This window comes from Wohlfahrtiimonas chitiniclastica DSM 18708, assembly GCF_000375345.1.
GTDB classification, from domain to species: Bacteria; Pseudomonadota; Gammaproteobacteria; order Cardiobacteriales; family Wohlfahrtiimonadaceae; genus Wohlfahrtiimonas; species Wohlfahrtiimonas chitiniclastica.
The window spans coordinates 618,730-631,038 of record NZ_AQXD01000001.1; the positions used below are offsets into that span (position 1 = coordinate 618,730).

Below are 12,309 nucleotides of genomic sequence, written 5' to 3' on the forward strand. Positions count from 1 at the left end.
TAAAGCAATGAGCTTAAAAGCTAGAATCATGGAAGACATCAAAACGGCAATGCGTGAGAAAAACAAAGAAAAACTCGCCACTTTGCGTTTAATCAGTGCAGAAATCAAACAAGTGGAAGTGGATCAACGCATTGAGATGGATGATGCCGCCGTCACTGCTGTTTTAGTGCGCATGGTTAAGCAACGCAAAGAGTCCATTGATCAATTCCAAAAAGCTGAACGATTAGATTTAGTGGCGCAAGAAGAATCTGAATTGTCCATCATCATGCCATATTTGCCAGAGCAAATGAGCCAAGAAGATGTAGAAGCTGCCATCAGCGAAGCGATTAAAGCGACAGGTGCTTTAACCATGAAAGACATGGGTAAAGTCATGGGCATGTTAAAGCCACAATTAGAAGGTAAAGCTGACATGGGCGTTGTGAGCAAATTGTTAAAAGCAGCTTTGAACCCATAAATGAGTAAAGGCTACATTCCCAATCAATTTGTTGATGAAGTCATCGGGCGCGTTGATATTGTTGAGATCATCAATCAGCGCGTATCCCTGAAAAAAATGGGCAACAGCTTTAAGGCATGTTGTCCGTTTCATCAAGAAAAATCGCCATCGTTTATGGTCAATCAAAGTAAACAGTTGTATCACTGTTTTGGCTGTGGCGCGAAGGGCAATGTGGTCACTTTTTTAATGGAGTATGAGAAACTTGAGTTTGTCGAATCCATTGAATACTTAGCCCATCATGAAGGCATGGTGGTGCCATATGAACGACGATCAAATGTATCGCCAGAAGCAGAAAAGCGGACACAAACCACATTAACGGCATTGGAAGAAGCCAATCAATTTTTTCAGCGTGAATTGGCAAAGCCCAATCATCAGCATGCACGAGATTATTTGACCAATCGTGATTTAAACAGCGAAGACATTGCGCGCTTTAACATTGGTTTTGCGCCAGACAGCTGGAATGCTTTATTGATGACGTTAAAGTCAAAAGGCGCAAGCGAAAAAACATTGGAAGAAGCAGGGCTCATCATTCCTGCACAAAATAAAGTCAATCACTTTTATGATCGTTTTCGTGATCGCGTGATGTTTCCGATCCGCAATCGCAAAGGGCAAACCATTGCGTTTGGCGGTCGAATCATTGGTACAGGTGAACCGAAATATTTAAACTCCCCAGAAACGCCTGTTTTCCATAAAGGCAAAGAGCTTTATGGATTGTATGAATTGCGACGTGATGTGCGCAATTACAATGAAATCCTTGTGGTGGAAGGCTACATGGATGTGGTGATGATGTCACATTTTGGCATTCAAAATGTGGTGGCAACACTTGGGACAGCGATGTCAAATACACAAGTGGCCAATTTATTTCGTTATACGCACTCCATTGTTTTCTGTTTTGATGGCGATGAGGCAGGGCAGAAGGCTGCCTATAAAGCGATGGAAAATGCGTTGCCTGTAATGAATGTGGATAAAGAGATTAAATTTCTCTTTTTACCCGATCGCCATGATCCGGACAGTTACTTAAAAGCCCATGGACAAGCAGCATTTTTAGACTTAGTGAACAATGCATTGCCATTGAGCGAATATCTCTTTCACCATTTTGAACAGCGTTATTCATTAGAAAGCATTGAAGGGCGCTCGCAACTTTTGACGGATATGGGCGCGTTGATCAATTCAATGCCAGACATTCCACTGCGAGATTTATTACGCATTGAACTTGGCAAAAAAGCCAATGTGTCTGCAAGCATTTTAGAGAAACATGTCAGCGCTGGTGTTGTGGCAACACCCGTTAGACGCAAAATGGCACAACCTCAAGGTCAAAACTTAGTTGAGCGCGGCATTGTTTTACTATTAAATAACCTAAATTTGGCAAAAACGATTCATAATTATGAATTTTTACTGGATAGTGAGGAAAAAGGCGCTAAAGTTTTATATCAACTCATCACCACAATCATTGATTATCCTGAAATCAAAACAGCAGCGCAATTGCTTAGCCGCTTTCAACATCAACCATGGATTCAATATGTTGAATCTTTAAGTGTGCTTGATCACATGCTTGATCCTCAATTGCATCAATCAGAATACACTGATGCTATGCGCCGTTTGGCGAAACGTGTGGATCCACGCAAACAAGTGTTGGCAAAATTCGCCCAAGGTTTACCATTGAGTGATGAAGAACTCAAATTATTGAAACTTAATTAATGCTTAATTTATTCAGTCAATTTAGCCCAAGCGCCATCGGTGCTGCAATATTCTTCGTTTTAATTCTTGTGGTCGCCGTGCTGCCTAAAAATCGCACACCCAAAAAATCAAAACGGATCGAACCGACCGTTACAGAGAAAGTCCCGCAAAAAAAGCCACAAGCAAAATCAGACAAAACAGCGCGTGAATATCCGACTTTTAAAGATCAACAGCAAGTGTTTACTGAAAAGGCTAAAAGGGAAGCTGCGGTTAAAGTTGCCACCTTTGAAAAACGTGGTTTGATGAATATTGGCGAAACGATTGCATTTGAGCGCGTACAAAATATTTTGCGTTACAATAAAATTCCGCTGCATGTTTATCCGCAGGTGCCATTGATGGCATTCATTGAAGAAACCACAAATGCAGATTATGTTTTACAGTTACAAAAAGGTTTGCGTCCAGATTTTGTGCTCACGGATTTGCAGCACAATGTTGTGGCTGTGATCGAAATCAATGGCAATGGACATCATGATAAATTTGATGATACCAAAACCATGATCTTAAATTCTGTGGGCATTGATGTGATCAATGTGGATACGAATGGCTGGAATCGATCTGGATCTATAACATATCAAAATCATGTGATCCAGAAAATTGATGAAGCCATGCAAATGTATTTATCTCAGTCATCATAATCTATACAGCCATAAAGCCCTAGATTTCAATATAGATATAATTTCCACTTCTATATATTTTATGTTTATTTGTGTTGAGTAATTTTGACTGATTCAAGTTTTATTAACTTGATGAGGTTAGAGTATGAGAGCACTTGTTTTAGGCGTCGAACCGATTTGGGGCATCAAATCAAAAGATAATAGCCCTTTCTTTTCCGCCAGCGTTTATTGCATCAAAGAAAAAAATGAGACCTATGGGGAAAAGTTCAGTAATCTACAATTTGGGCAATGTGTTGATACTGTCTCTATGTTCTTTAGAGATAAACAGGAATTAGATGCTTTTATTACTTCTGTCAATGGACAAGATTTTCCTGCAACTTGCGAATTCCTAGAAGAAACATATCTATCTAGAGGTAGACCGGGCATTAAGTTTGTAGGACTTAAAGTTTTACCTAAAGAAAAGGCAGCGGCATAATCATGACTATCCCTGCTTTAACCATTGATCCAATAGACAATTCAAAATTCCCTCTATCTTTATTAGAGCAAACTTTAAATGTTGATTGGCTAACGATTTATCAGGATCACCATGATAAAGCAGGGAAGTTGCGCAAAATTAATAATGGTATGCTTTTAAATCTTGAAGATTTGGACTCATACTCTGATGAATTCCATAAGGGTGAAACTGAAATAAATACCCACTGGCATGATGGTCAGGAATATAAAGAACTTTGGCGCTCTTATAAAAAATATCTTGTCGAAGGTTCACACTCAACACGTTTAATGCTTTTTTGTGATGGCACGCGTGTCTTTTTATCGGGCAATATTGGTCGCTTTGGTCGTAGAGACAACTTATTTAATTTGTCATTTGGTGAGACCATCCAAAAGGCAAATAAAATCCTAGCTAAATTTGGTTTACCTGCTTTTACTTTTGGCAAAACAAATTGTTATCCATCATTGAGAGATGGAAGATTAATCCGCTCTCGTTTATATGGTGCCGTTATTACCCGTTGCGATGTGAACGTAAACTTTGCAACAGGGTCGCCAGAAAATGCTCAATATCTTGTGGACTATTTACAAACTCGTTCAATTTCTCATGTGAGCAAGTCTGTAAGTGGTCGCAGCTCTGCACAATGGGGCAGAAAAGGTGGTCGATTATTCACAAAAGCTTATGTAAAGCATGAAGAATTAATGGCGCACTGTAAAACAAAAGATAGAGAATCCTTAGAAAAATCATTTGCTTATCAATATGCCAAAAAACATGGCGTTGTTCGTATTGAAACTGAAATAGATAGAAAAACTTTGGCGGATTCTGGATTAAGAGATTTGGAGCAAGTTACTATGGCGAAACTGGCAAGGTACGCAAAAGAGAAAATAGATCAACTACTCAATTTCCCACAGGAGAACCTTGAGTATTTTGATCCATTACAAGTATTCACAGAAAAGAAACATATCAAAACTATTAGTATGTGGAAAGCAGGTTTGGACTTGCAAGATCGTCGCATTATGTCTAAGACCACTTTTTACCGCCATCGAAATGAAATTTTAGAAATTAGTGGCATTGATATTTCTGAAAGATTTATTGAAGGGGTATCCATTGAAGCCCGTTCCTTAATCAATCGTTTTGATGTTAAACCGTTGTCATGTCCAGAAAACTATAAATTACATGTGAATATTGATTCATTGCCAGAAATGAACGTCATTAATTTACTCGAGCACCTGCCAACTCGTAAAGATATTAATGAAGCAACATTCAAATGTGTACCAACTCAAGAATTCCGTCAAATCGATTTATCAAAGCCTAACTATCAAGCAATCGCTGAAAGGAAGGCTGAAGAAAAACGCAGGTATGAAATGCGAAAACTATATGAAATACATAAAGAAAACAAGAGGAATCTATGACTTATGTATGTACAGAAGTCGTTAATGAAATTTGTCGTTCTTGGATCCAGAACACAAATATTCTGAATGGTTTGCCATCAGGCATGGGTTCAGAAATTGGTTGGCAATTGTTTCTAATCACATTGGTAGCATGGGGATTTAAAACACTTGCTAGATTTATTATCAATAAACGTTAGAGAATATTTTTATGTTAAAGAAAATTAAAGGTGTTGTTTTAGGCGTTGCGGTAACTTCAATGGGTTCTTTTGCGCTTGCTGATGATTCAGCCATGATGGGAAAAATTAATGCTCAATTATCCACTGTCCAAACCAACTTGGAATCCGTAGGTGTTGCATTAGTAATTATGGCAGCTGTTGTCATGGGCTTTCGTTGGTTAAAAGCAAGCTTTTTTTAATTTGTATCGGTGGGATTGGGGGGACTTTGTGTCCCCCTTTTTTTAGGAATGAATTTATGAATATGGAATTTATATGGTTAATTTATATCGGTTTTGTATTGCCATTCTTTTTATTGCCATAAGTTTTGCTACAGCACAAGAAAAGTCTTGTTCTATTGAATCTTGTAATGAGCGATTTGGCTCTTGTGTCAAAGATGGTGATTCTATTTATTCTATTGTTAAGACTAAAACTAAGGAAATTGACGTAGCTGCAATGACTTTAGCATGTCAGGAAAGATTAGAAAAACTTGGTGCGTCTTTTGGTCGTTTTGAGCCTCCATTATCTAAGTTAAAACCAAGTGATGACGCTGTTTCTTGTATTAATACAAAAAATACTCATCATTCTCATCTTGGTCGTCAGTCTTTGATTTATAAACAGAAAGAAACTAAGTCTCTTTATTGTTCTATATCTGTTGATCCAAAGCCTGATTTAACTGATTGGAATAATTGTAAATCTGGAAAAGATCATGGATTTTCATGGGTTATTATTGGTGATGCACAGGGTGAAGGTGAATCAAGATATAAGCAAGAGTTTTGGGCATGTGATGATCCTGATATTTGGATTACTTATAACCATCCACCCGAATCCGGAGGGACGGCTGACCCAAATACTCCATCTAATCCAAATGATGATAGTAAAAATGGAGAAGATGGGGATTCTGGTTCGGGCAAAGGAGATAATACAGGATCAGAAAATGGTAGTGATAATGGCAATGCCCCAACAGGTAATGGTAATGGTAATGGTAAGGGACTATCACAATCTGAAGTTCAACAAGCTATTGAAAATGCTTTAGATTCTAAGGGTAAATCTCTAGAGGGGAAAATTAATCAATGGTGGTTAAGCACCCAAGGAGAAATGGAAAAAGAGGGATTAAGACTAGGGCATGAGGCTAACTCATTATTAGATAGTGGATTAGCTGGGTTGGTAAACGAAAAAGATATAAATCAGTTGGATCGCACATACCGCTTCCAATTGGGTGTCGCTAAGACATGTCCTGAACCTTATGTTTTAAATTTAGGCAAATATCAAATCCCTATACCATTTGATATTTTCTGCCAATTTGCCGAAATCATGGGGTACTTGGTTATAGCATCTGCTTATATGTCAGCCATTTATATTGTCATGGGATTGAGGAAATAATAATGCAAACTTTCTTACAAGGTATTTTAGTATGGGTTTTATCTAGTGTTGTATTACGTGTATTTGCTGGATTTGGTTTAGGATTTTTTACCTATACGCAAGTAGATAAGTACATTGAAAAGGCTATGAATTTCATGACACAGTATTTATCAGAGTTACCAACTTCATTATTACAAATACTACGTCTTGCTGAAGTTGATACTGCTATTTCTATAGTTTTTTCTGCATTATTAACAACCATTACCATTCGTGCGGGTATGGTTGTTTTAGGTGTTAAGCCATGATCACATTAATTACTGCGGTTCCTGGATCAGGAAAGACATTATCAGCAATTGCAATAATTCTTAAAGCTATTGCTGAAAAAAGAATGGTTTACACAAATATTTCAGGTTTACAAAAAGAGTTAATTGATCCAACAGGAGTATATTTACATGATGCTCCCGATGATTGGAGAAAGACACCTGAAGGATCATTAGTGATTTATGATGAATGTCAGCAGCCACATTTATATCCAAGTGATGCCAAGCGTGGCAAAGTTGAAGATGAAAGATTGACAGCCATGGAAACCCATCGACATACAGGGCATGATTTAATTTTTATTACTCAAGCACCAACATTTGTCCATCATCATATTCGTAAATTAGTTGGTGAACATATTCATTTATATCGTGCTCGTGGTGTATCAGGTGCCATGAAATATACATGGTCACATACTTGTGACAATCCAAATGATAGGGCAGAGCAACAACGCGCTGATTCTTACTTTTGGAAATATGATAAAAGTCTTTATAAATATTATAAGTCTGCATCAGTACATACGTATAAATTTAAAGTACCAAAAAAGCTGGCAACGTTAAGTTTTTTTATATTGATGGCTATTGGTTATTTAATTTATAAAGTTTTTTATAATGATGGATTGTCAATGTTGGCAGGCAACGAGATACATTCATTAGCAACACAAGAACCTAACACCCCCGCGACCGTCAAGCCGACGCACAATGTGCCGGCGACGGTCGGGGGTTATACGCCACCACCAACTAATTATTTGGCTGAAACAACACCCGAAAGAATTTATGCTTTCTCAGCAGTTCCAGAAGCCATACCTGTTAGCGGTTGTGTAAGTTATCGGAATAAATGTATGTGTTTTAGTGAAGCAGGGTATACGCTTGAACTTGAAAACAAAGTATGTCGTGATGCCATTAAATCACCATTACCACGAGTGATCCAACAACGATCTGGCAATAGTCGAAAGGTATGAGATTAAGTAAGCCCCAATATTTTTAGGGGCTTGAAATTATTTGAATTTGTGGAAGTTTCCTAAGATGTCAGTATCTATGTTAGTTGCACTACTTATGCAGCTTTCAATATAAAGTAATTGCCTATCATCTATAATCCCCAACTGCCACAATGTTTTAACCATACCAATGGCTATACCCATAAATTGATTTCTAGTAATATCATCTATAGGCGTATCTTTCATAAGCTTTATACAAATGTCGATTTTATCTAAGATTAGATATAGTGTTTCAATTTCTATGTTTGTGTTCATGTGCATTTTTATTTCCTCATTTAGTATGTTGTGGCGAGATTCAACCTTATTCTGTTGAAGATTTGGAGCGAGCCTGCTGCATCAGTATTTTTAGCGTTTATATACTTTTGCGGCTGTCGTTCCTTATTCCGTCGTTAGTTTCTCGCTTCGCCTACAGATCGGTAAACAAACCGACAACAAAAAAACAATGGCGAAATAAAAATAATTTTTGCACTTTATTTATTTAGACACAGGCATAACAAGCGACACTTTTTGTCATCTTGTAGACTGGCATCTAAATAAAAAAATTATTTTTATGGAGGGCGTAGCCTTTACCGTTGTTTTTTTGGGGGCGTAGTTTGTTCCGATAACTGTAGTGAAGCAAGAGAAACAGACGGAATAAGAACACATTGCATCTATAATATAAACGCGTTAAGAAAATACGGAAACCACAAGTACTACAGTGAGCGCTAGCCGTAATCTAGGTTTTTAGGGAAAGAGATGCCGCCATACTTGGATGAGATCCATTTTATTAGCGTCCGACTAGGTAATTTGTTCAGAGTGGGTTCAGCAATTATTGTCAGCAAGCGTTTCAATAATCAGGGTTCCAATCGCAAAGAAATTTAGCGAATAAAATTAGCTCAGTAGGCAGCTCGGTCGCGTAGCGATTCCCCCAGAAAAAATCTAAATATAAGATTATCGGCGTTGTGATCTATCTCTAAAGGTTAAATTATTATTTACTTCAGATTTAACAATTTCTTCTATAATTTTCTCTTTATCATCTTCACGTCGAATTGTAATAATGATTTCTTTTGGTTTATTACGATATTTTTCTTCTTTTTCTTCCCATTTATTTAGGGCTTTAAGAATAAAATACCCAGCAATGATTGTAATTATTATTGCTGCTATTCCTAAAAGAACAAACATTAGAAATAATTTATCAGGATTCATAAAAAGCATTTGAACTTTTGCTCCGTATTTGAATGATATGACGATGCCATAAGGACGGTTATAGTAATACCGTCCTTTTTTCCCATTTTGAAACTGAAACACAATTTTAACACGATGTTTAAAAGATTGGGTAGGGAACAGGGCATTATAGAAAAGGTGGCTTTGAACCTTCTTTAAGTTCTAAATATTTCTGCTCGATTTTTTCTTGTAAGTTATTCTTGATAATGAATAACTCAATTTTTAAGCGTAGATCTCTAGAGAGTCCACTGAGTTTTTTATTTTTTATCTCACTCAAATAGCTATAACTAATATTGAGTTGATATGCCACACTAAACTGATCCAACTCGGATATAAAAATTAAGTCTCTAACTTTCATTTTCTGTATCTCTAATTTTGAAAATAATATCTTGCATAGCTTCTTCAGCATAATTCATCATGACGTACTTGGCGAATTCACTCCACGAAATCTCATATTCATTGTTGGTTTTCTTTTTGATCGTTTCACAGCAATCTTTTAAAAAAATAATCTCGTTTTTTGTAACTCCGATGGTACTCCGTTCAGGTGTCTTTTTAACGGGTATTAGCATTTCGAGTTCTCCAATTCAATAAGTCAGTATGATTATATAGGTTATAATTTATTGATCATTGAATATGAGATATGAGAACATAAATTTTATGTTTCATATATTGACGTATATTTCATACGATATACAATGTGAAATTAGTTTTGAATCAGTTGAAATTATATAACCACAATTTCCACTTCTATATATTATGTTAAATTATATTTATATGCGTGATTGCCCTTGATTCATGATTTCTACATTAAAAAATATTTACCGCTCTTATTATTACACTCATCATATTCATCAAGATTCACCTTTAATCTCATCATACCAAAAATGATCATTCTTAAAGTGTGATTGCATTTCATTTCATGGCGATCATAAATCCCACACAATATTTCACACTCAATTTGCCAATCGGTTAACTGTGTATGAAATCTGGATGATTTTTAGCCTCAAACATATGTGCTCAGTTTTTCTAGAAGTGACCTAGGAGGCACATTGATGAATTCTACGCGCGTACGATTACATTTTTATATACAGCATTCTGCCCTATTCAATGTTTATTTTAATGATTTTAGGCTTTATTTCAGATGGTGGAATTTAAGATCAATGCTGGTGAGGTTTAATGTTTTAACAAACGCTATTGACCGACGGTCAGTTGGTTACCCTGAATATTCCCAACAGTTTAATTCAGCTTAATTTTAATTGCTCACTTAATATTGGCATTGATATCTCTGTACTAAAATAACGGCGATCATCATACCATATTTTAATCACGCTGCATTTCCTTTAACTTCTAAGTTATAGATTGATGTTTTAGCTAGATGAGATAATGATTCAGCCAGTCTCTTAAAATTGTCCATCCATATTAAAAGATTATATTTATCCACCCTATTCACTTGCATGATCATTTAGATCGTGACATGTGGGGGTAATTATTTGTTGATATTTTATTTGGGCTTTGAAGAATGATGACTTTTGTTGATTTGATATTATAAATAATATTGACCGACGGTCAGTCGTTTAATGCCCATTAAAAAGCCCACTTTCATGGGCTCAGAAATTTATTTTAATTTAGCTAAACGACTCACATCTCTCACCGCGCCAAATGCAGCTGAGGTTGCCAGTGCACCATATACTTGTAACGCTGGGGATACTTTACGCGTACGCACTTCTTTAGGCACAAATCCCATTTGTGCTTGAGTCGCCAATCGTGCGTCAATCTCTTCAGGCGATACATTTAAATGGATTTTGCGTTCAGGGATGTCAATGATGATTTCATCGCCTGTTTCCACAATGGCAATGATGCCACCATCCGCTGCTTCTGGCGATGCATGACCAATGGATAAACCAGAAGTTCCGCCAGAGAATCGGCCATCTGTCAATAATGCACAAGCCTTCCCTAACCCTTTGGATTTTAAGTAAGACGTTGGGTACAACATCTCTTGCATGCCGGGTCCGCCTTTTGGGCCTTCATAACGAATGATCACCACTTCACCGGCTTTCACTTCATCGTTTAAAATACCTTTAACGGCAGAATCCTGACTTTCATACACACGTGCACGACCTGTGAATTTTAAAATGGAATCATCCACACCCGCCGTTTTCACAATGCAGCCATCTTTTGCTAAGTTGCCATACAATACGGCAATGCCACCATCTTGGCTGTAAGCATGTTCACCACTTCTAATGCAGCCATTTTCACGGTCTGTATCTAATGATTCAAAGTAACGATCTTGGCTAAACGCTTCTGTGGTGCGTACGCCACCTGGTGCTGATTGATAAAAATGTTTAATTGTTTCATCCTGTTGCGTCATCACATCCCAACGCTCAATGGCATCTTTCAATGTTGGAGCATGCACAGTTGGGCAATCGGTATGCAATAAATTCATGCGCGCCAATTCACCTAGAATACCAATGATGCCGCCTGCGCGATGCACATCTTCCATATGATATCGGCTGGTGGATGGAGACACTTTAGATAAATGTGGTACTTTGCGAGACAATCGATCAATGTCCTGCATGGTAAAACCAACACCCGCTTCATGGGCAGCCGCTAATAAATGCAACACAGTATTGCTCGATCCGCCCATGGCAATGTCAAGCATCATGGCATTTTCAAAAGCTTTAAACGAGGCAATCGAACGTGGCAATACTTGATGATTATCATTGTCATAATAATCGCGCGTGTTTTTTACGATGAGGCGCGCCGCTTCAAAAAAGAGTTCTTGACGATTTTTATGCGTGGCAACGAGTGAGCCATTACCGGGTAAAGATAAACCTAAGGCTTCCGTTAAGCAGTTCATGGAGTTTGCCGTAAACATCCCTGAACATGAGCCACACGTTGGACATGCATTTTCTTCAATGGCTTGAACTTTATCATCTGCTTCGCGATCATCCGCCGCCATTACCATGGCATCGACAAGATCAAGGCGCAATTTTTCATTGTTCCAAGTGAGCTTCCCTGATTCCATCGGGCCACCTGATACAAAAATGGTGGGAATATTCAAACGCATCGATGCCATCAACATGCCTGGGGTGATTTTATCGCAGTTTGAAATACAGATCATGGCATCTGCGCAGTGGGCATTGACCATATATTCTACAGAGTCCGCAATCAAATCACGGCTGGGCAGAGAGTACAACATCCCATCATGTCCCATTGCAATGCCATCATCCACGGCAATGGTGTTAAATTCTTTGGCAACGCCACCGGCTTTTTCAATTTCACGCGCCACCATTTGACCTAAATCTTTCAGGTGCACATGTCCTGGCACAAATTGCGTAAAAGAGTTAACAACGGCAATGATCGGTTTTTTAAAATCTTCATTGTTCATTCCTGTGGCACGCCACAACGCACGTGCCCCCGCCATATTACGACCTTGGGTCGATGTATGCGAACGATATTTCGGCATAGTTTTTCCCTGCTGTTCTAAATTCTATT

The 12,309-nt window shown here is 37.8% G+C and carries 12 protein-coding genes; 9 read left to right on the forward strand and 3 right to left on the reverse strand.

Translation table 11 applies throughout. The features are described 5' to 3' along the window. Positions 1 to 7 precede the first annotated feature (7 nt). From B143_RS0102865 to B143_RS0102910, 9 genes are all read left to right on the forward strand, one after another. Positions 8 to 454 carry a GatB/YqeY domain-containing protein gene (locus B143_RS0102865; RefSeq protein ID WP_018122127.1) on the forward strand — a complete coding sequence of 149 codons (447 nt, stop codon included), beginning with the start codon at positions 8 to 10 and terminating at the stop codon, positions 452 to 454. Then, positions 455 to 2,191, forward strand: coding sequence for a DNA primase (gene dnaG, locus B143_RS0102870; protein ID WP_018122128.1), 1,737 nt, complete (start codon positions 455 to 457; stop codon positions 2,189 to 2,191). Next, positions 2,191 to 2,865 carry a DUF2726 domain-containing protein gene (locus B143_RS0102875; RefSeq protein WP_018122129.1) on the forward strand — a complete coding sequence of 225 codons (675 nt, stop codon included), beginning with the start codon at positions 2,191 to 2,193 and terminating at the stop codon, positions 2,863 to 2,865. The genes dnaG and B143_RS0102875 overlap by 1 nt, the downstream gene beginning before the upstream one ends. A 124-nt stretch (positions 2,866 to 2,989) precedes the next feature. Then, positions 2,990 to 3,319: a hypothetical protein gene (locus B143_RS0102880; protein WP_018122130.1), complete on the forward strand. Its 330-nt coding sequence runs from the start codon at positions 2,990 to 2,992 to the stop codon at positions 3,317 to 3,319. 2 nt (positions 3,320 to 3,321) lie between these two features. After that, positions 3,322 to 4,743, forward strand: coding sequence for a phage/plasmid replication domain-containing protein (locus B143_RS0102885; RefSeq protein ID WP_018122131.1), 1,422 nt, complete (start codon positions 3,322 to 3,324; stop codon positions 4,741 to 4,743). Between the two features lie 187 nt (positions 4,744 to 4,930). Then, a complete protein-coding gene (locus B143_RS09705) occupies positions 4,931 to 5,137 on the forward strand; it encodes a major capsid protein (RefSeq protein WP_018122133.1) in 207 nt (68 codons plus the stop codon). A gap of 73 nt (positions 5,138 to 5,210) precedes the next feature. After that, a complete protein-coding gene (locus B143_RS0102900; RefSeq protein WP_018122134.1) occupies positions 5,211 to 6,317 on the forward strand; it encodes a virulence factor TspB C-terminal domain-related protein in 1,107 nt (368 codons plus the stop codon). Positions 6,318 to 6,319: 2 nt separating this feature from the next. Then, entirely contained in the window at positions 6,320 to 6,601 is a 282-nt protein-coding gene (locus tag B143_RS0102905; RefSeq protein WP_018122135.1) for a DUF2523 domain-containing protein, read from the forward strand. Further along, positions 6,598 to 7,575, forward strand: coding sequence for a zonular occludens toxin domain-containing protein (locus B143_RS0102910; RefSeq protein WP_018122136.1), 978 nt, complete (start codon positions 6,598 to 6,600; stop codon positions 7,573 to 7,575). The genes B143_RS0102905 and B143_RS0102910 overlap by 4 nt, the downstream gene beginning before the upstream one ends. Positions 7,576 to 7,611: 36 nt before the next feature. On the opposite strand, the gene B143_RS0102915 is transcribed toward B143_RS0102910, so the two are convergent. From B143_RS0102915 to ilvD, 3 genes are all read right to left on the reverse strand, one after another. Further along, positions 7,612 to 7,872, reverse strand: coding sequence for a hypothetical protein (locus B143_RS0102915; protein ID WP_018122137.1), 261 nt, complete (start codon positions 7,870 to 7,872; stop codon positions 7,612 to 7,614). A gap of 669 nt (positions 7,873 to 8,541) precedes the next feature. Next, on the reverse strand, positions 8,542 to 8,898 hold the full coding sequence (locus B143_RS0102920) for a hypothetical protein (RefSeq protein WP_143695688.1): 357 nt from the start codon (positions 8,896 to 8,898) through the stop codon (positions 8,542 to 8,544). A 1,531-nt stretch (positions 8,899 to 10,429) separates the two neighbouring features. Then, positions 10,430 to 12,280 (reverse strand): dihydroxy-acid dehydratase, encoded by a 1,851-nt coding sequence (gene ilvD, locus B143_RS0102935; protein ID WP_018122141.1) that lies wholly within the window; start codon positions 12,278 to 12,280, stop codon positions 10,430 to 10,432. Positions 12,281 to 12,309 lie beyond the last annotated feature (29 nt).